Below are 20,487 nucleotides of genomic sequence, written 5' to 3'. Positions count from 1 at the left end.
GAAATTGGATAGGGACGTGTGATCCCTTGCGCCACAGTGGTTTGGGTATGTTTATTAAAATACAATTAAAAATGTCAAAAAATTAATCATTGACGAATGGTAAACAAAGATGAAATAGAAAAGACCCTTGGTTATCAAGGGTCTTTGTTGTGTAGGAACCTATTTTCTTAACGAAATCACTGGTTACAAAAACGTAATAAATAACGATGAAGCATGCTAATAGATTCAATCTTTGCTCTGAATAATCAGTAGTAAGCCACTATCGATGGTGACTGTACCGGAAGTGCCTAAGAGTTGGTTGCTTACACCCAAGGATTGTCCCATGCGAATGGTGGCTTGATCCAGTGGATACATAAAACCATCCAGAGTTATTCCTGTAACCTCATGAGTGAGGGGGAGTAAAGAAACATATTTATAGTCCCGGTGTTCTACCACAGCTTTGGATGTTGTCAGTGTCATGTAGTTGTGCTTGTCCTGAATGACACAGGAAATATGATGCTGCATCGCGCGAACCATAATATGTACATTAGCGAGTGTGTGATCCATTCGAGTACCTGTAGCACCCAACATCAGGATGTGAGAAGGTTCGTGATCCAGCGCTGTCTCAAAAGCCATTTCCGTATCGGTAAGATCCTTATGAACAGGGTCGCATGAAATAAACTGAATGCTATTGTTGCTAACAATCGTAAGTTCCTCTTCAGTAATAGAATCAAAATCTCCAACTGCAATATGAGGCTGAATGCCATGTTCGATCAAAAATAATGCACCACGATCAGCTGCGATGATCATGTCATCATCTCGTATTTCCTGAAGTAACTCCGCAGATAGATTTCCGCCTGTAAAAATAACAATCCGTTTCACCGTCATTTTATTTCATCCTTCCTAATTCTTTCACCAAACCAGTATAATCCACAAAATGTGGTTGCACAATTTCAGTGCTCGCGGATACAATGGGTAGAGCGACACGGAGATGACTTGAAAAGTGAGGTTTGAACAGGTTGGACTTACACATTTTTGAAGTATTCAGCATTATAGGTACCATCGCATTTGCAATGTCCGGTGCCTTCGTAGCAATGGAAGAGGAATATGACATTTTGGGCGTACTGGTACTTGGACTTGTGACTGCATTCGGAGGCGGGATTATCCGGAATGTACTTATAGGTATACCTGTAACGACACTATGGAGTCAGGGATCACTTATTATGTTGGCCTTGGTATCTGTCGCGATTGCGTTTGTGCTGCCACTCAAGTGGATTGGTCACTGGAAGCGAACAGAGGCGTTGTTCGATGCAATCGGACTCGCAGCATTTGCAATTCAAGGCGCATTATACGCGGCAAATATGGGACATCCCATTAGTGCAGTTATCGTTGCAGCAGTAATGACCGGTATTGGTGGAGGCGTTATTCGTGATGTGCTCGCTGGACGTAAACCGCTTGTATTGCGTGATGAAATTTATGCTGTATGGGCAATGACAGCCGGTTTTGTCATAGGTATGGGTTGGTTAACAACGAATGTGGGGCTATTACTTTGTTTTGCGGCCGTTGTGTTCTTCCGGATGTGTTCTGTACATTATAAATGGAAGCTGCCACGTCGTTCGCTCGTGCCATCGGGGACGGGGAACGTCAATCCTCAGCCGGAGAGCATCGTAACACAGCCAGCATCGTCGGTACTTCAAGGTACGCTAAGTAAGGGGGATTAATATGATTCACGTTTTGTTTGTATGTCTGGGCAATATATGTAGATCACCAATGGCTGAAGCAGTCCTGCGTCACAAAGTCCTAGAGAAGGGGCTCGAACATCAGATTCGTGTGGACTCAGCGGGTACAGGGGACTGGCACGTTGGTAAACCTCCGCATGAAGGGACTCGGAACTTGCTGGATTCATACCAGATTTCTTATGCCAACATGGCAGCGAGACAATTCGCCAGCGAAGACTTTACTCAGTTTGATTACATTGTGTGTATGGATAATTCCAATGCAGATAATGTGCGCAACGTTCCAGGCGGAGCTGAGGCGGACATCATCAAGTTCATGGACTTGCTTCCGGATGAGAAGCTTAGAGAAGTACCAGACCCGTATCACACAGGCAATTTTGAAGAGGTGTACGAGTTGGTTAATGCAGGTTGCGATGTTTTGTTGAGAAAGATTGAAGCTGAACATTCATTAGCCTAGTTAATAACACGAACTCATACTTAACTTGTAGCCGGACAAAGAAGCAGGAGTGAGTACTCAAGCAAGCAGGACATCCTGCTTCTTTTTCAATTTACAGCGTGCCCAGCTAAGCACGCATCTTCTAGCCGATGAAAATCCGGTCGCGGGAGAGGCCAAGCCCCGTGTAGCTAGGATACTTGCGTATGGAGAAATCTGTGCGTAAAAGCGTATCGACGAAAGTACCTGTCAGAGACAGGGCGAGCGACAGTCCAGGCCGTAACATCAAGTGAATCCTGCCGCGTCGTCAAAAAGGCCTTGCAAGAGGGAAAAGAGGAAGCCGAGTCTCGTGTAGATGGACGAAGGCCAGGGAAGCTGTTTTGAACTTGGAGCGACAGCGAAGAATCCTCCGGCGTAAGGGGAGCGGCATGGTCTGAAAGAGGATGTAGTGAACTGGGGAGACCCTCCCCTGCACGGATTTTTTTTTTATGAATCCGTAAAGTGGTACTCTATAAGCCAGAAGGTGAAGTGAGTGAACAGCAGGAAGGGAGTCCGAGGGGCTCATACTACCTGGGAACGCAGGACAACACAACCTGCGGGAGGGAAGGAGCCCTACTTTGTTCACGTTTCACCAAGAGGTACGAGTTCGTGAATGCCAAAATGGCTAACGACACGCTAGAAAACACTCAACAACTCTTATAGGGGAAACTAGGTCATGAGGCCAAAGCAAATATGCTGCATGCCCATGAAAGATGAACATCGGAAAGCCGTATGAGGGAAAACCTCACGTACGGTTTGATGAGGAGGGGCTGGGTTTTGCCCAGCCTTTTACTCTAGTATGTAAGCGGTATCATTTAGTTAGGAAACAAAAGCGGCATTTCAGCCGCCTGTTGATGTGGTCCATTTATCCTTCTTGGAGAAAATAAAGCAATGCTTCTGGCAATTCATTTTGCCAAAAACCCCATTGGTGGTTCCCGTCTTTCTCCTGGTAGGAGACGAGAGCACCTCGTTTTTCCAGCAAATCACGGGTATCCCGGTTCAATTGTACAAAATCATACGTACCGGTGTCTGCTTGGAAGGCAGTCTCCTGCAAACCAACGATCATCCAGATCGAGAGCCAGGACAGATCTTCGCCTGCGGCATAGATTTCCTGAGAAGCGGAGTAGAAGGCACCAGACATGCTAATGACACGTGTGAACAGATCAGGATATAACAGAGCAAGATGAAGCGAAACACTGCCACCGAGCGAGTCTCCGGCAAGAACACGTTCCTGCGGAGAACGACGCACAGGATATTTCTCTTCTATATAGGGAATAATCTCTTCAGCGAAGCAAGCGGTATATGCCTTGAACCGATCTCCAAATGGAGCATATTCCTGCGTTCTCACAGACACATCCACCTGAACCCCTACAATAATGAAAGGCTCGGCTCCTTCGTCCAGAATAATTCGGTTAGCTGTTGTTGCAATTCGCCCGAAATTGAAAAATTCTTCGCCATCCTGACAATAAACGACAGGGTAGCTGAGCAATTCGTTATAGCCCGGAGGAAGGTAAATACGGAGCGTTCGTTTCTCTCCGAGATAGCGACTTTCAATCTCTTCCTTCACAATCGTGCGTTTCAAATAGCGGGAATCCGTCATAAAACGTCACCTTTCTCGGTTAATTTTTTGCATTCGACCGCGCAATACGGTAAGATTACCCTTGTGCGGGGTTAGGTCAAACACGCAATCATGTATTATGCTGTTATACCAATATTAAACCCCTGTTATACATACAATCCGGCAGGAAACATAAAAAAATTACGGATTTCTTTGACGTATGGAGTGAAACAGGTGTATAATAATATTATAACAGCGGAACTTGATATTCAAATTTTTTGTTGAGGTGAAGAAAAAAATGAGCAAGGTTCCTTATGAAGTGTATACAGAGGATGTAGAAGCTCTGTCCGTGCTGTCTCCTGACGGCGAAATTGTTAACAAAGACATGATGCCTACACTTTCCGATGATCAATTAAAAGAAATTATGTACCGCATGGTATTTACCCGTACTTGGGATGACCGTGCAGTAAACCTGGGCCGTCAAGGTCGTCTTGGTTTCTATGCTCCAGTATCTGGTCAAGAAGCTACAATGGTTGGTAGTGAATTTGCAATTGAAAAAGAAGACTTTGTATGTCCTGGCTATCGTGACATTCCGCAACTCGTATGGCATGGACTTCCTCTTTATCAAGCATTCTTGTACTCCCGTGGACACCAACATGGTGGACAAATTCCAGATGGCGTTAATGTATTGATGCCACAAATCATCATTGGTGCACAAATCCTGCACGCAATGGGTATCGCAATGGGTTACAAATTGAAGAAACAAAAACAAGTTGTTATCACATACACAGGTGATGGCGGTTCTTCTGAAGGTGACTTCTATGAAGGTCTGAACTATGCTGGTGTATACAAATTGCCTGTTATCTTCTTCGTACAAAACAATGGTTATGCCATCACAACTCCTTTTGCTAAACAAACAGCAGCTCTGTCCATCGCTCACAAAGCGGTAGCAGCAGGCATCAAAGGTGTCAAAGTTGACGGTATGGACATCTTCGCTGTTATCAAAGCTGTTCAGGAAGCTGCTGAGCGTGGACGTAACGGAGAAGGCGCAACATTGATCGAAGCAGTAACATACCGTTTCCGTCCTCACTCCCTTTCGGATGATGCTTCCAAGTATCGTACAAAAGAAGAAGAGGCAGAATGGTCTGCTAAAGATCCTATCGCACGTTTCGCTAAATATCTGGAGAAAAAAGGTCTGTGGACTGAAGAAGATACAGCACGTGTGAAAGAAGAAGCAAAAGCTAAAGTAAATGAAGAGATCAAAAAAGCGGAAAAAACCGAGAAAATGACGATTTCAGGCTTGATCGACAGCATGTTCGAACAAACGCCTAAGCACTTGGAAGAGCAAAAAGCTGATTTCCAATAAGTTTTTTCCGATAAAGCATAAACATCCGCGACTTTAATGTCCCGGTATACATGTACGAATTCAAATGTGAACTGTCAATGTTTAAGGAGGAAATGAAGCAAATGGCACAAATGAACATGAAAGAAGCAATCCGTGATGCGCTTCGCGTGGAGTTGAAACGTGATCCTAACGTTCTGCTTTTCGGTGAAGACGTAGGTAATGTAGGCGGCGTTTTCCGTGTAACGGAAGGTCTGCAAAAAGAGTTTGGCGAAGAGCGTGTATTTGATACACCATTGGCTGAGTCCGCTATTGGTGGTCTGGCTGTAGGTTTGGGTGTACAAGGCTTCCGTCCGGTTGCTGAGATCCAATTCGTTGGTTTTATCTTCGAAGCCCTTGACCAAATGGTAGTACAAGCTGCTCGTATGCGTTTCCGCTCCGGTGGAAAATACAATTCTCCAATCGTATTCCGTACACCATTCGGTGGCGGTGTAAAAGCGGCAGAATTGCATACAGATTCCCTGGAAGGTCTGCTTACGCAAACACCAGGTATCAAAGTAGTTGTTCCTTCTAACCCTTACGATGCAAAAGGTCTGATGATCGCTTCTATTCGCGATAACGATCCTGTATTCTTCATGGAGCACTTGAACTTGTACCATGCTTTCCGTGCAGAAGTGCCTGAAGAAGATTACGTTGTTGAGTTGGGCAAAGCGAACGTTGTTCGTGAAGGTTCTGATGTAACGATCATTACTTACGGTATGATGGTTCACACTTCTGTGAAAGCAGCAGATGAACTCGAAAAACAAGGAATCAAAGTTGAAGTTATCGACCTTCGTACGGTTAGCCCGATCGACATCGATACCATCGTTGCTTCTATTAAGAAAACAAACCGTGCAATTGTTGTACAGGAAGCTCAAAAGAGCGCAGGTGTTGCAGCTGAAGTCATTGCCCAAATCAATGAAAAAGCAATCCTGCACTTGGAAGCACCGGTTCTGCGTGTAGCTGGTCCGGATACTGTATATCCTTTTGCACAAATCGAAGATTCTTGGCTGCCTAACCCAGCGCGTATCGTTGCTGCGGTTAACAAAGTCGTAAATTTCTAATTTAATCATCTGACATGCCGCAAGGCGCAGTATGGTGATTCACACCGCGGCGCAAGCTGCACTGTAAACAGCCATTAGCCCCTTGAGTAACAGTTATTTGCATTAGCAGTAACAGTTGTTTCTTGGAGTTAAGGGTTGTTTTCAGGATTGAGCACATAATCAAGGAGGTTTTTCAGTTGGCTAAATTTGAATATAAATTCCCTGAATTGGGCGAAGGCCTACACGAAGGCGAAATCATCAAGATGCATATCAAAGTCGGTGACAAAGTAACTGACGACGATATCATCATGGAAGTACAGAACGACAAAGCGGTTGTTGAAGTACCTTGTCCGGTTAACGGAACAGTTACAGAAGTATTCGCTAAAGACGGTCAAATCTGCCACGTTGGTGAAGTTGTAGCTATCATCGATGCAGAAGGCGAACTTCCTGAGCAAGACGACGCTCCTGCTGGCGATCAAGGCGAGCAAGAGAAAGATGCAGCTCAAGGCGGAGCTGACACAAGTGGTTCTTCCGCAGCAGCTTCCAGCCCGGATGCAGCTAAAGAAGGCGGCAACAACAGCGTTCCGGCAGTACCTGCCAAAGACGTTCTGGCAACACCAAGCGTGCGCAAGTTTGCTCGCGAACAAGGTGTAGACATCGCTCAGGTTAACGGCACTGGCAACAACGGTAAAGTAACCAAAGAAGATGTTGAATCCTTCAAAAACGGTGGCGGTTCTTCCGCAGCAGCATCTTCCGAAGCTCCGGCTCAAGAAGAGAAAAAATCTGCAGCACCAGCAGCTGTTGCAGCTGATCAACACGTTGAAGAAGAGCGCGTACCATTCAAAGGTATCCGTAAAGCGATCTCTAATGCAATGGTTAAATCGGCTTACACAGCACCTCACGTTACAATCATGGACGAAGTTGACGTAACGGAGTTGGTTGCTTTCCGTACTCGTATGAAACCAATCGCAGAGAAAAAAGGAACAAAAGTTACTTATCTTCCATTCATCGTTAAAGCGCTGGTTGCGGCTTCCCGCCAATTCCCGGCTCTGAACGCTATGATTGATGAAGAAGCTAACGAAATTGTTTACAAAAAATACTACAACATCGGTATCGCTACAGATACAGACAACGGCTTGATCGTTCCTGTTATCAAAGATGCTGATCGTAAATCCATCTGGATGATCGCTGATTCTATCCGTGATCTGGCAGCTCGTGGCCGCGACGGCAAATTGAGCGCAAACGAAATGAGAGGAAGCACAATCTCCATCAGTAACATCGGTTCTGCTGGCGGTATGTTCTTCACTCCAATCATCAACTTCCCTGAAGTTGCTATTCTCGGAACAGGACGCATCAGCGAAAAAGCTGTGATCAAAAACGGCGAAGTAGTTGCAGCACCTGTAATGGCTCTTTCCCTGAGCTTTGACCACCGTATCATCGATGGCGCAACAGCACAAAACTTTATGAATTACATTAAACAGCTGCTCGCTAACCCTGAGCTGCTTGTTATGGAGGTGTAAGATATGGTAGTAGGCGACGCTTCTCTCGATATCGACACATTAGTAATTGGTGCAGGACCTGGTGGCTATGTAGCTGCCATCCGTGCTGCTCAATTGGGCCAAAGCGTATTGATCGTAGACAAATCCGAACTGGGCGGCGTTTGTTTGAACCGCGGATGTATTCCATCCAAAGCCCTGATCTCGGCTGCACACCAATATGAGTCTGCACTTCACGGTGAAGCTTTTGGTATCTCTGCTGAGAACGTAAAAGTGGACTTCAGCAAAACTCAAGAATTCAAAAACGGCGTTGTTAAGAAAATGACTGGCGGTGTAGCTGGTTTGCTCAAAGGCAACAAAGTAGAAGTTTTCAACGGTGAGTGCATGTTCATCAACGAAAACGAAGCGCGTGTATTCAACGATCACGAATCTCCGCGTTACCGTTTCAAAAATGCAATCATTGCAACAGGTTCCCGTCCAATCGAACTGAAACCTTTCCCGTTTGGCGGACGCATTCTGTCTTCGACAGAAGCTTTGAACTTGCCTGAAGTACCAAAAAGCATGATCGTTATCGGTGGCGGATATATTGGTGCTGAGCTTGGCCAAATGTACTCCAAATTCGGTGCAAAAGTAACAATCATCGAAGGTTTGGATACAGTACTGCCAGGTTTCGATAAAGACATGACTAGCCTCGTGGCTAAAAACATGAAGAAAACAGGCATCGAAATCGTAACGGGTGCAAAAGCTGAAAGTGCTGAGCAAACGGATAAAGATGTAACTGTTAAATACTCTGTAAATGGTGAATCCAAAGAAGTAACTGCAGATTATCTGCTCGTTACTGTTGGCCGTCGTCCAAATACAGATGGTGAGCTTGGTCTGGACCTGATTGGCGTAGACGTTGACGAGCGTGGTTTCGTTAAAGTTGACCACCAAGGCCGTACTAGCATCCCGCAAATCTTCGCAATTGGTGATATCGTATCTGGTCTGGCTTTGGCACACAAAGCTTCTTATGAAGGTAAAGTGGCTGCTGAAGCAATCGCAGGACAACCATCTGTAGTTGACTACAAATGTATGCCAGCTGTTGTCTTCACAGATCCAGAGTGTTCCAGCGTAGGTTACACTGAAAAAGAAGCTAAAGAAAAAGGTCACAAAGTAAAAGCAGGCAAATTCCCTTATGCGGGTAACGGCCGTGCTGTATCTTTGAACCATGCTGAAGGCTTCGTGAAAATCGTAGCTGACGAAGAAAGCGGCCTCGTATTGGGTTGCCAAATCGTAGGTCTGGAAGCTTCTAACTTGATTGCTGAGCTTGGTTTGGCAATCGAGATGGGCGCTACTTTGGAAGATCTGGCTCTTACAATTCACGCTCACCCAACATTGGGCGAAATCGTGATGGAAGCTGCGGAATTGGTAATGGGTCACCCGATCCACATCATCTCCCGTTAAGATCATCTAAGCTTCGGATCCGTCCGGTATTATACGTATATCAGAAGAGACGAATGACGTTAACGCGTTATTCGTCTCTTTTTCTGAGCAAAAGCCGAGAAATAAAGATACTAGTGTGTATGATATGATGAAAAGTTACATGCTTAAAAGTTTCATTGAATTGATTTTATCCAACAACTCAATTGTGGTACACTGTTGTAATGATCAGTCATGATGTGGCTTCCAAGCTAATCATGGTCTATGCAATTAGTATTGAAGTTAAACTAATCTTTTACACGAGAACGTAGAGGACAGAAAGAACCTGAAGAAGCGGAGCTAAAAGCTTTCTGAAGGAAAGCTGCATCGGAAGCATACGCTTCGCCTTTATCACCGGATTTTTCCCTTTGAAAAAGGGAATCGAAAAAATCAGGGGATAACAGCGATCGGAAGGTTGTTCGGTCATCGGAGTGGGCAAGTGTACATGGTTTTAGTTCAATTGATATACGAGCCAATTCTATTCTGGAGTAGTATAACAGTGAGGGGATATCAACATGAAAAACTATCTTGATTTATTACAGGATATTCTGAACAACGGCGTGCATAAAGGAGACCGTACCGGAACAGGAACACAATCCGTATTCGGCAGACAGCTCCGTTATGATCTCTCCGAAGGATTTCCGTTAGTAACAACCAAACGAATTCATCTCAAATCGGTTATTCATGAACTGTTATGGTTTTTGAGTGGCGATACCAATATATCTTATTTGAAAGAAAACGGTGTGAAGATCTGGGACGACTGGGCTGATGAAAATGGGGATCTCGGACCAGTATACGGCTCGCAGTGGCGCACATGGGAAGCACCGAACGGAGAGAAAATTGATCAGATATCCGCAGTAATTGATTCGATCAAAAACAATCCGGATTCACGCCGCCATCTTGTTAGCGCATGGAATGTGGCGGAGATTAATCATATGAAGCTTCCGCCTTGTCATTTCGCGTTTCAGTTTTACGTTGCAGAGGGTAAGTTATCGTGTATGCTAACGATGCGTTCCGTGGATACGTTCCTCGGGTTGCCGTTTAACATCGCTAGTTATGCGCTCTTGACTCATATGATTGCGCAGCAATGTGATCTTGAAGTGGGTGATTTCATCTGGTCTGGAGGGGATGTTCACATCTACTCTAACCATGTGGACCAGGTTAAAACACAGCTGGAGCGTGAACCCTATGCTTTACCTAAGCTGGTAATCAAGCGTAAACCAGATTCTATTTTCGATTATAAGTTTGAAGACTTCGAATTTGAGAACTATCAGCATCATCCAGGCATTAAAGCTCCAATTGCAGTCTAATTATGTGTTCAATCTCGACAAGAGACTTGGATTGAAGGAGTGTATTACCCTTGAGTATTGAACTTGTGTGGGCAATGGGGGAGAACGGTGTGATCGGATTAAACAATTCGATTCCATGGCGTCTACCCAAGGATATGGCCTTTTTTAAACAACGTACGCTGAACAAAACGATTATCATGGGACGTAACACATGGGAATCTTTTGGTGGTAAGCCGCTTCCTCAGCGCCGTAATATTGTAGTGACAAGAGATTTGAACTACAAAGTGCAACAAGCTGAGATTGTGCATACGATTGAAGAGGGTTTGAGCGTAACCAAAGGTGAGGAACTGTGCGTAATTGGGGGTTCCCAAGTGTATCGTGAGTTCTTGCCACTTGCAGACCGTCTTGTGGTGACCAAAATTCATGAGAATTTTGAGGGAGATACCTTTTTCCCTGAAGTGGACTGGTCGGAATGGGAACTGATTGAACAGATTGAAGGCGAGCAGGATGAGAAAAATGTTCACGCGTATACATTCGAATTTTATGAACGTAAACGGTAAATATTGTATAAAAATATCCTGACTTCGTTCGTACTTGTATGATGAGAGGCGCTGATTGCGAATTATTCGTGAACAGCGTCTTTTCTTTATAAAAAAAATGAGTCACTTGTTTAGAGTAGAACGCATATTACATTAATATAACATGAATAAATGATGCGTATGTATATTATACATACGACCTAGCATATAAGAGTAAAAAAGTGTAAAAGTTTTGAGGTTTTAACGTTGTGAAGTCCTAAAACAGGGCTAATATTCGGAAATGAGAACGATTTATAGCAAAATATGTTGAGTTTGATGACAAATTATCTGACATTTACATAACGTTTCGACCTTTTGTCTCTCTATCAAACACCAAATTTCGCAGTTCAAAATCGTAATTAACACCAAAATAAGGGTATTGACCATAGGTAGACTTGAAAGATATGATGTATAAAATACAAATAATTATGCGGATAATCCATTTAATATTCAGCACAGGAAATGCTACTATAATTGAAATATCTTCGAGAAGATTTTGTGATACAATAGACAAAAACTCAAGTAATGAGTAATCCATTTCATATAGAACCATGCACATGAAGGGATTAAGACAAGAACGGATGGGGGAAAACGTAAGATGTCTACACCTACTGGATTTATGGAATACAAACGTCAACTGCCAGCGGATCGAGAGCCAGCGGAACGGATTAAAGATTGGGAAGAGTTTCATAAACATATGGCAGAAGAAGAGCTCAGAACACAAGGTGCACGATGCATGGATTGTGGTACCCCGTATTGCCATACAGGTATAGATATGATTGGCGGCACGTCAGGTTGCCCCGTGCATAACCTGATTCCAGAATGGAATAATCTTGTATATCGCGGACTTTGGAGAGAAGCACTTGAGCGCCTCCACAAAACGAATAATTTCCCGGAATTTACAGGTCGCGTCTGTCCTGCTCCTTGTGAAGGATCATGTACAGTTGGCTTAATCGGTCAGCCTGTAACCATCAAAACCATTGAAGAAGCTATTATTGAAAAAGGTTTCGAAGAAGGATGGGTGGTTCCCCAACCTCCTGAAAAACGTACGGGTAAACGTGTAGCTGTCGTAGGCTCAGGTCCAGCGGGATTGGCTACTGCGGCTCAGTTGAATAAAGCAGGACACTCGGTAACCGTGTATGAGCGTTCGGACCGTGTCGGTGGATTGCTGATGTATGGTATCCCGACGATGAAATTGGATAAAAATGTAGTTCAACGTCGTGTTGATCTGCTTGAAGCAGAAGGTGTCCAATTCATCACGAACACCGAGATCGGTAAAGATATTGCAGCACAACAACTGGTAGATGATTATGACGCTGTTGTATTGTGCGGTGGTGCAACTAAACCACGTGAATTCAACATTGAAGGTAGCGACTTGAAAGGCGTTCATTACGCCATGGATTTCCTGAACGGCAGCATTAAGAGCTATCTGGACTCCAATCTGGAAGACGGCCAATATCTGTCCGCTAAGGAAAAAGACATTATCGTCATTGGTGGCGGTGATACAGGATCTGACTGTGTAGCTACATCGCTGCGTCATGGTTGTCGTACTGTTACACAATTCGGTACACATACACAAGCGCCGATGGAACGTGATCGCATTAACAACCCTTGGCCGCAATTCCCGAATGTGTATACACTTGATTATGCACAAGAGGAAGCCAAAGCGATGTTTGGTCAAGATCCACGTGAATTCTCAATCATGACAACTAAATTTGTCGGAGACGATGAAGGTAACCTCAAAGAATTGCATACGGTGCAGATCGAGCGTATTGTGGATGAGACAGGTCGCAAGATTTATCAGCCGATTCCAGGTACAGAGCGTGTATTCCCGGCTCAAATGGCCATGATTGCGATTGGTTTTGATGGACCGGAACAAACGTTGGTAGAGCAACTGGGACTTGCAACAGATCGTCGCACGAACGTTAAGGCACGTTATGGCAAATACAATACCAATGTGGATAAAGTATTTGCAGCAGGTGACATGCGTCGTGGTCAAAGCTTGGTTGTATGGGCGATTAATGAAGGCCGTGAGGCTGCTCGTGAAGTGGACAAATACTTGATGGGTGCTACGGTTCTGGTGTAACGTTCTACAACAAGAACGGATTTACATGAATACTAAACAAGTAAAAGTATAGATTAGATATAAATGACAACCCTCGCGTTCAGCGGGGGTTGTTTGTTGTCTTTTGAATAGAAAAGACTACATCTTTCACGCAAGTGTGAGCAATAGCATTGCTTTTTGAGTGATAAAGATTTATTATTATATTATAATGATTATAAATAAGGATTCACTGAAACCAACAATCAGTACGATAAAAGTAAAATCTAATGAATATAAACCGGAGGTGCGACCTGCTATGGCAAGTAACCGGGACAAGTCCATTTCAGAACAGATATTTCACATTAAAAATCAATTGGTTGAAAAAGGATATAAGTTAACACAACAACGAGAAGTTACTGTACGTGTTCTGCTTGAACATGAGAAGGATCATTTTAGCGCAGAGGAAGTATTCCTGCTGGTTAAGGAGCAGTTCCCTGAGATTGGATTGGCTACCGTATACCGAACTCTCGAACTGCTGAGTGACCTTCAGGTCGTTGAAAAGATTAACTTTGGCGACGGTGCTGCGCGTTTCGATCTGCGAAGTACGGATGGTTCCCATCACCACCATCACTTGATCTGTACAGAATGTGGCAAAGTAGAAGAGATTATGGAAGATGGGCTGCTTCGTTTGGAACAACAAATTGAGCGTCAGTATGGCTTTGCAGTTACAGACCATCGTCTGGATTTCCAAGGTGTATGCAAAGAGTGCAGACAAAAGCATGTACTGAAAGAACAGGCAGCAGGATAATTCATTTCGGGAGGGTGCTCCCGAATTCAAAATCTGATATAATGAGTATCAGAAGCAAGGGGCTTCCGTCGACGGAAGGCCCCTTTTTGCCGTCATGCGGACGGTGAAGGAGGAGAGATGGACGGATGAAGACACTGGTTATAGCGGAAAAACCCGACATGGGTCGAACCATTGCCGCCGTCATAGAACCAAAGGCCAAGAACAATCGCACGTATCTGGAGGGTGAGCATTACATCATCACTTGGGCGATTGGGCATTTGCTTGGACTGGCTGAACCGGATGCCTATGATACGAAGTACAAACGCTGGAACATAGCGGACCTGCCGATCATACCCGATCAGTTCAAGATTGTACCCAATCCAAGAACGAAAGATCAGCTCAAAATGATTGGAGAACTGGCAAAACGGGCTTCAGCGATCGTTAATGCTTGCGATGCAGGGAGAGAAGGGCAGTACATCTTCGCCCTCATTCAACAGCAACTGAAGCTGCGCCAGCCTGTAAAGCGTCTATGGATATCGGATTTGACAGCAGAGAGCATTAGACGTGGTTTTGATGGTCTGAAGGATGCCTCTGAATTTGAAAATTTAACCCATGCAGCTCGCGCCAGAAGTGAAGCCGATTGGCTGATCGGTATGAATGCCTCACGGGCGTTTACAACCCGCCATAATGCATTGTTGTCTGTAGGCCGTGTGCAGACGCCAGTACTGGCGCTAATCTATGATCGGGAAATCGAGATTGAAGCATTCCAGTCGCAGACCTTTTATGAAGTGGCCGCCTGGTTTCGGCAGGAAGGTGTCGAGTATCGGGGGCTGCGTCAAGGCGACAAGCTGACCGATGCCGAGGCAGCAGAGGCCATTGCAGCCAGTGTGAAGGGCAAGACAGGACAGATCACTAAATACGAAGCAAAGCAGACGAAGGAGTATCCGTATCGTTTGTACGACCTGACCCTACTACAGCGTGAGGCCAATGCCAAGTTCGGATACGGTGCCAAAAAAACACTGGATATTGCGCAGGCCTTGTATGAAAGACACAAGGTAATTTCGTATCCGCGGACGAACTCCAACTATGTTACAGAACAGAATATCGAAGGTATGCACAAAACGCTGAACCTGCTCAAGAACGGTACCTATAGTGAGCTTGCGCAAGGGGCCAAGCCGGAGCTTGTTCATAAGAATAATAAAGGGGTATGTAATCCGAGCAGGGTTGAAGATCACCATGCGATCTTGCCTACATTGAAGCGACCGGGTACCTTATCCAAGGATGAACAGAACATTTATGACTTGATTGTAAGACGGTTCTTGTCCCACTTTTATTCTCCGGCGGAGTATAAACAGCATACGGTGCTCACCGAAGTGGAGAAACATCAGTTTAAGACATCTGTCAAAGAGCTGTTGTCCCTCGGATGGAAAGTGGTCCTCGGTTCTGGAGATCAGGAACAGGGCGGTGCAGGCAAGAAGAAGACCAAGAAAAACGGCAATGAGGATGAGGAAGCTGAAGAGTGGACGGACAAGGCTTTTGCTGTACAACCTGACCTGCCTGTTCAATGTACGAAGAGTGAGTTCAAGGAGAAGGCGACCCAGCCTCCCAAAAGTTATACCGAAGGAACATTGCTGAAAGCGATGGAAAGTGCAGGCAAGCAGATCGAGAATGAAGAGCTGCGAGATGCAATGAAAGATAGTGGTCTGGGTACTCCGGCTACACGTGCGGCTACGATTGAACGCCTCAAAAACGTAGGTTACATTACGCTGCTAGGGAAGAAAATGCAGTTAACGCTCAAAGGCAGAACCGCGATTGAATTGATTCGCCGCGCGGGCGTAGATCTGTTAACTTCACCTGAGATGACCGGACAATGGGAAAGAAGGTTATATCAGATTTCCAAAGGTGAGGCGGGTCAGGACAAGTTCATGGAGAACGTCAAGAAATTCACCTTGTCCATCATTGAGAAAGTGCGTGTACAAGCTCCGGCTCCAGCAGATGCTTTTGGAGAAGATTCGCGTGCAGGTAGGGGAAAAGGCAAGGGAGCCAGAACCCAGGCTGGCAATACGAGGACATCTGCCAAGACAGCTGGTAGCGGTTCAAGTGTAAAAACGTCCCGTCAGACTTCGGTATCTTCGTCCAGATCTGGCAGTAGGAAAAGTGCGATAACCAAGGCGCCATCCTCAACTGCGAGTCCATCCGGAGTGAGAGAGTTACTGGCACCTTGTCCTTCTCCCGGATGCACAGGCCAGATCATAGAGGGCAAGAAGGGCTATGGATGTTCTCGTTTCAAGGAAGGCTGCTCATTTGTGGTCTGGAAAGAGTATGCGGGCAAAAAAATTACCAGTACGATGTTAAAATCGCTGATTGAGAAGGGGAGTACGCAAGTGCTGTCTTTCAAACGAAAAGACGGAAGTACGGTGAAAGCTCGTATTATTTTGCAGGACGTAGTAACAGGCAAGTTATCTGGTGAGAAGCAGGATGCTTGATCTTAGTTAACAGTTAACATAAAGAAAAAGGACCCTTAACCAAGGGTCCTTTTCTGTTGCTGCTGTTGTATATTTTCGTGTATGACCTTCGGTACCTCTTCGAGTGCAGTGATGGTATACATCGATGTTTCCGGATTAGGCTGAAGTTCTACGATGTTATATTGCCATTCATTCGGTTGTTTGATATATATGCTGTGAATTCCGGCTTTTACCGCGGGCATTATGTCTGTCCGTAGTGAGTTGCCGATCATCCATGTTGTACGACGATCAAACGGACCGTTAGACAGAATGCCTTCCAGTGCCTCGATGTTTTTGTGTTGTCGGATATAGATCCGATCATCAAAATAAGCCGAGAGCTTCATTTGATCAATCTTTCGCTGTTGGATCACGGTTTCGCCGCCCGTATATAAGTAGAGGGAATGTCCAGCTACTTTAAGGTTCTCAAGCGTTTCAACCATATGAGGGTAGGGTTCAACCTCCTGATCGTACACACTCATGCCCAACTTGCTCAGATAGGACTCTTCTCTGGGAGAAGTTAATCTCGTGAACTTCCCGGAGAAGTAACGATAGGTATCAATCAGGGATTGCGGGAAATGATGACTTGCAAATCCAAGCTTGTTCACTCCAGTTACATCAATCTCCAGCTGTTTTTCGCGAATCTCTTGCGTTGTCAGAGAATGTCCATCAAACCACTCCTGCATATTCTCGAAGAATTCCCCCAAAATCAGGTTAAAATACTTGTTACAATATACAAGTGTATCATCAAGGTCAAACAAAATATGTTGCTTCATTATTTTCATGTTCTAACTCACTCCTTGTAGCCAGTAACTCCACAATGGTTCAACTAAATTATATGCGAATATAAGATTCAAGGAACATATTCAATTCAGATACGCCATCCGGTCGAATACTGTATTTCTCTTTACGGTTACTTCCGAGCAAATGAGTTCGTAGCAGGCCAGCGATACGTAGCGCCATCACCTGGTCTTTGACCGGGTCTTCGTCTTTACCCAATTCTTCACACATCTCAGCGAGGGATTTGGGTTCATCCGAAACGTAACGAAGCAGACGAAGTCTTTCGGGATCAGCCAGTGCGTGGGTGAAACGTAAAAGGCATGTTGGCGGCTGGTCTTCATTCTCTTCGGGGACATCTACGGGATACTGAATGATCATCATACCCTCATAGAAGCAGTACATATTAATAGGACGATTGTGCACTGTGGGGAAGAGGATGACTTCGTTCAGTCCAGGCATCGGTTCAACAAGAACACCGGCTGTAGCATATTCAATAAGAAGTTCAGGTCCCATTTTATCAAGCAAAATGCGTTTTTCTTCGGCATCTTCTTCAAGCCACACACGCTGATCTTCGCTCATATTCTGACAGTAGTGTTCATCCCATAGTCGCAATAATGGGACATAACTGTTCCGAATGCGCGTAGATTCTTCTATTGTAAGAGCAGGCAGAAGAGGAGAGACCCGTGCATATAGGTCTTCCGCTGTCATTCCGGCAAGCATGTCCAGAAAATCACGATTCTCCGATGTATCATTTTGATATGCTGCCCATGCAAACAAGACATCAAAATCATCAAAAGGCCAAGTGGCAGCAGGTGCGAGCGCAGCTCGGACATTGGAACTTAGTTTACCTTCCACTTCCAGAATCCATTCAGGACCAATATCCAGATGCTGAATCCATTTTTTCGTGACATAAACCAGAAAGCTGTTGAGCATTTCATATATCGGTGAAACATCAATTTTAACATGATAAGCCATAATGTTGCAGAATCCTCCCGTCACATCTAAATGTACGCAGCGACTTAAGTACGATTAGTGCGTGTTCAAAAAGTCTGGTTTTCAGTACCAAGAAGATGGAATGAAGATAGAAATGGAGTAGCGGAGCGTATAAAAACTACGTGAGCAACGGACATTTCGGCTGAATTTCATCTTCGAAGCTGATGATGCCACTAGGCATGATTCGTAATCAAAAGTGAACTTTTTGAACAACCTCTATTATGGCTTGTTTTACAGGGCGTTGTCCACTATAATGTTCAAGTCCGGGGCAAAGCCCTGATCCATGAATAGCAGCTCAAAACCATATGTATACCATACGAAAGTCGTCAGCGATGGCGATTTTTCTTTGTGTGCTCGCAGGAGGAATGAATTCGTGTCATCGATTACTCGTCCCAAACTATCACACTCGACAGCCAATTATCTGATTTTGATTACGGTTATTGTGGTAGCGGGAATTAGTCAGGGGCTTCTACTACCTGTGCTTTCGATTTTTTTGGAGCAAAAAGGAGTTTCACCAGGTTTAAACGGATTAAACGCCGCCGCGTTGTACATTGGCTCTTTTGCCATGACTTTAGTTGCGGAGCGACTATTGGGAGCACTCGGGTTCAAAAAGCTGATTGTGGGTGGCCTGATATTGGTCATGGTCCCTTTAATATTGTTTCCGTACTTACCAGATATTAAAATATGGTTCATTTTGCGTCTGGTCGTTGGAATAGGAGACAGCGCACTTCATTATGCGGCTCAGCTCTGGGTGCTGCTCGTTACTGCACCTGAAAAGCGTGGACGCTACATATCGCTATATGGCATGTCCTATGGTCTGGGATTCAGCATTGGTCCGCTGGGCATCAAGCTGCTTGGATTCGGTGATGCAGTGCCTTTCTGGGTGTTATTCGTATGTATTGCCGCAGTGCTTATACTGGTATTAATGAAGCTTCCAGATACGAAGCCGGAAAAAGCAGAGCATGGCCAACTGCCGGAACGTCGCTTCCGTCGTAGTCTGGCATGGGCTTGGTATGCACTTTTACCAGCACTCTTATACGGATATATGGAGGCGGGTATGAATAGTAACTTCCCCGTGTATGGTCTACGTATTGGATTCGATACCAATCAGATTTCCTCGTTGCTTCCTTTTATCGGAATTGGAGGGTTGTTCCTTCAATTGCCTCTGGGTATGTTGAGTGACCGATATGGGCGAAAGAAGGTGTTAATGTTTGCGGGCATCAGCGGAGGAATCATCTTCATGCTGGTTCCAGTCGCAGGTACGCATTTTTGGTGGACACTTGTATTGTTAACGATCGCAGGTGGCCTGGTCGGTTCATTTTTCTCACTGGGACTTGCCTATGCCGCAGATATTTTGCCTAAAGTATTGCTGCCTGCAGCCAACGTCGTGGCTTCCTTTCATTTCACGATTGGAAGTATTATTGGACCGAATCTGGGCGGTCAGATGATCAACTGGATTTCACCTGGAAGCATGTTTACGTTGCTGGGAATCATGTACCTTCTTTTCGGCGCGGCAGGTATATTATTTCGTCGTAAACCTGAGTTCGAATCTGTGTTAAAATAGAAGCTGGTGTTCGCATGGAAATTGATGTCCATTTCCGAGTACACTAGTGGTAGGGAAAAACATGGACAAGAGGAGACATCGCGATGATCAGAGTAGAGAACTTGAGTAAATCCGTTGGCGTGGACCGCGTTCCCGTTCTACGGGATATTCGATTTGATATGCAACAAGGTGAGATGATTGCTGTAGTTGGCTCAAGCGGTAGTGGGAAAAGCATGTTGCTCAAATGTTTGGCCATGATGGAAAAATGGGATTCTGGTCGGTTTACGGTGGATGGTGCCGAGATTTTAAAAGAAGGCTGGTCCGGTAAACGGAAAATCAAACGGGAATGGGCATACTTGGAACAAAATCCAGAATTATTTCCTAGACGTACAGCTCTTAAAAATGTATTAATCGGACGATCGGGTCAGACTCCCGTATGGAGAATGGTGACCGGTATGGTACGTTCCGATGATTATATGGGTGCGATGGATTATCTCGAAAACTTGGGATTACTCGATAAAGCACATCAGATTGCAGAGAAGCTGAGTGGTGGCGAGAAGCAACGTGTGGCCATTGCAAGAGCGCTCGCTCATGGTGCCAAAGTGGTTCTGGCCGATGAACCTGTGATTGGTCTTGATCCTCACACAGCGGATTCGGTGCTGGAAACGCTACGCAAATTATGTGAAGAAGAACGTGCAACGGTTATTGCAGTATTGCCTATTGAACTTGCTGAGAAACATGCCACACGGATCTGGGGATTGGCAGACGGCAAGATTGCTTTTGATATTCGTGGACGCAGACTGACACAGCAAGAAAAAAACCAGATTTAAACTATTGAAAAGAGTGATG

The 20,487-nt window shown here is 45.0% G+C and carries 18 protein-coding genes; 13 read left to right on the top strand and 5 right to left on the bottom strand.

Annotated features, from left to right (window positions below; all coding sequences use genetic code 11):
* Positions 1 to 225: 225 nt before the first annotated feature.
* Positions 226 to 867: a thiamine diphosphokinase gene (locus MHI06_RS17070; protein WP_062834879.1), complete on the bottom strand. Its 642-nt coding sequence runs from the start codon at positions 865 to 867 to the stop codon at positions 226 to 228.
* A 131-nt stretch (positions 868 to 998) separates the two neighbouring features.
* Between MHI06_RS17070 and MHI06_RS17065 the strand changes: the two genes are divergently transcribed.
* Together MHI06_RS17065 and MHI06_RS17060 are read left to right on the top strand one after the other, a co-directional pair.
* Complete coding sequence (locus MHI06_RS17065) at positions 999 to 1,700, top strand: trimeric intracellular cation channel family protein (RefSeq protein ID WP_169481030.1); 702 nt, start codon at positions 999 to 1,001, stop codon at positions 1,698 to 1,700.
* Between the two features lies 1 nt (position 1,701).
* Positions 1,702 to 2,172 carry a low molecular weight protein-tyrosine-phosphatase gene (locus MHI06_RS17060; protein ID WP_340398540.1) on the top strand — a complete coding sequence of 157 codons (471 nt, stop codon included), beginning with the start codon at positions 1,702 to 1,704 and terminating at the stop codon, positions 2,170 to 2,172.
* A gap of 121 nt (positions 2,173 to 2,293) precedes the next feature.
* Here MHI06_RS17060 and MHI06_RS17055 read toward each other — a convergent pair whose 3' ends face one another.
* Both MHI06_RS17055 and MHI06_RS17050 read right to left on the bottom strand, forming a co-directional pair.
* On the bottom strand, positions 2,294 to 2,434 hold the full coding sequence (locus MHI06_RS17055) for a hypothetical protein (protein ID WP_340398421.1): 141 nt from the start codon (positions 2,432 to 2,434) through the stop codon (positions 2,294 to 2,296).
* Positions 2,435 to 3,052: 618 nt separating this feature from the next.
* Positions 3,053 to 3,787, bottom strand: a complete 735-nt coding sequence (locus MHI06_RS17050; RefSeq protein WP_169481028.1) for an alpha/beta hydrolase-fold protein — start codon at positions 3,785 to 3,787, stop codon at positions 3,053 to 3,055.
* A gap of 256 nt (positions 3,788 to 4,043) precedes the next feature.
* On the opposite strand from MHI06_RS17050, the gene pdhA reads away from it, so the two are divergent.
* The 9 genes from pdhA to MHI06_RS17005 all read left to right on the top strand — a co-directional run bounded on the left by pdhA (position 4,044) and on the right by MHI06_RS17005 (position 16,307).
* Positions 4,044 to 5,111: a pyruvate dehydrogenase (acetyl-transferring) E1 component subunit alpha gene (gene pdhA / locus MHI06_RS17045; protein ID WP_017688072.1), complete on the top strand. Its 1,068-nt coding sequence runs from the start codon at positions 4,044 to 4,046 to the stop codon at positions 5,109 to 5,111.
* Positions 5,112 to 5,212: 101 nt separating this feature from the next.
* Complete coding sequence (locus MHI06_RS17040; protein WP_017688073.1) at positions 5,213 to 6,190, top strand: alpha-ketoacid dehydrogenase subunit beta; 978 nt, start codon at positions 5,213 to 5,215, stop codon at positions 6,188 to 6,190.
* Between the two features lie 176 nt (positions 6,191 to 6,366).
* Positions 6,367 to 7,689: a dihydrolipoamide acetyltransferase family protein gene (locus tag MHI06_RS17035; protein ID WP_340398539.1), complete on the top strand. Its 1,323-nt coding sequence runs from the start codon at positions 6,367 to 6,369 to the stop codon at positions 7,687 to 7,689.
* Positions 7,690 to 7,692: 3 nt separating this feature from the next.
* Positions 7,693 to 9,108, top strand: coding sequence for a dihydrolipoyl dehydrogenase (gene lpdA, locus MHI06_RS17030; protein WP_169481026.1), 1,416 nt, complete (start codon positions 7,693 to 7,695; stop codon positions 9,106 to 9,108).
* A 530-nt stretch (positions 9,109 to 9,638) separates the two neighbouring features.
* Positions 9,639 to 10,433 (top strand): thymidylate synthase, encoded by a 795-nt coding sequence (gene thyA, locus MHI06_RS17025; RefSeq protein WP_091020739.1) that lies wholly within the window; start codon positions 9,639 to 9,641, stop codon positions 10,431 to 10,433.
* Positions 10,434 to 10,483: 50 nt separating this feature from the next.
* Positions 10,484 to 10,972 (top strand): dihydrofolate reductase, encoded by a 489-nt coding sequence (locus MHI06_RS17020; protein WP_062834874.1) that lies wholly within the window; start codon positions 10,484 to 10,486, stop codon positions 10,970 to 10,972.
* A gap of 616 nt (positions 10,973 to 11,588) precedes the next feature.
* Positions 11,589 to 13,076: a glutamate synthase subunit beta gene (locus tag MHI06_RS17015; protein WP_340398538.1), complete on the top strand. Its 1,488-nt coding sequence runs from the start codon at positions 11,589 to 11,591 to the stop codon at positions 13,074 to 13,076.
* A gap of 274 nt (positions 13,077 to 13,350) precedes the next feature.
* Positions 13,351 to 13,842 carry a Fur family transcriptional regulator gene (locus MHI06_RS17010; protein WP_036613667.1) on the top strand — a complete coding sequence of 164 codons (492 nt, stop codon included), beginning with the start codon at positions 13,351 to 13,353 and terminating at the stop codon, positions 13,840 to 13,842.
* 125 nt (positions 13,843 to 13,967) lie between these two features.
* Complete coding sequence (locus MHI06_RS17005; RefSeq protein ID WP_340398537.1) at positions 13,968 to 16,307, top strand: DNA topoisomerase 3; 2,340 nt, start codon at positions 13,968 to 13,970, stop codon at positions 16,305 to 16,307.
* A gap of 35 nt (positions 16,308 to 16,342) precedes the next feature.
* Here MHI06_RS17005 and MHI06_RS17000 read toward each other — a convergent pair whose 3' ends face one another.
* Positions 16,343 to 17,107, bottom strand: a complete 765-nt coding sequence (locus MHI06_RS17000) for an HAD family hydrolase (protein ID WP_340398536.1) — start codon at positions 17,105 to 17,107, stop codon at positions 16,343 to 16,345.
* A 49-nt stretch (positions 17,108 to 17,156) separates the two neighbouring features.
* Entirely contained in the window at positions 17,157 to 18,077 is a 921-nt protein-coding gene (locus MHI06_RS16995) for a helix-turn-helix domain-containing protein (protein ID WP_340398535.1), read from the bottom strand.
* A gap of 391 nt (positions 18,078 to 18,468) precedes the next feature.
* On the opposite strand from MHI06_RS16995, the gene MHI06_RS16990 reads away from it, so the two are divergent.
* Both MHI06_RS16990 and MHI06_RS16985 read left to right on the top strand, forming a co-directional pair.
* Positions 18,469 to 19,659, top strand: a complete 1,191-nt coding sequence (locus MHI06_RS16990; protein WP_340398534.1) for an MFS transporter — start codon at positions 18,469 to 18,471, stop codon at positions 19,657 to 19,659.
* 83 nt (positions 19,660 to 19,742) lie between these two features.
* The gene (locus tag MHI06_RS16985; RefSeq protein ID WP_062834868.1) at positions 19,743 to 20,468 is read left to right on the top strand and encodes an ATP-binding cassette domain-containing protein; all 726 of its coding nucleotides are present in this window, start codon (positions 19,743 to 19,745) and stop codon (positions 20,466 to 20,468) included.
* Positions 20,469 to 20,487 lie beyond the last annotated feature (19 nt).

It is taken from the genome of Paenibacillus sp. FSL H8-0079 (genome assembly GCF_037991315.1).
In the GTDB taxonomy this organism is placed as follows: Bacteria; Bacillota; Bacilli; order Paenibacillales; family Paenibacillaceae; genus Paenibacillus.
This window is presented reverse-complemented; position numbering and strand designations above follow the sequence as displayed.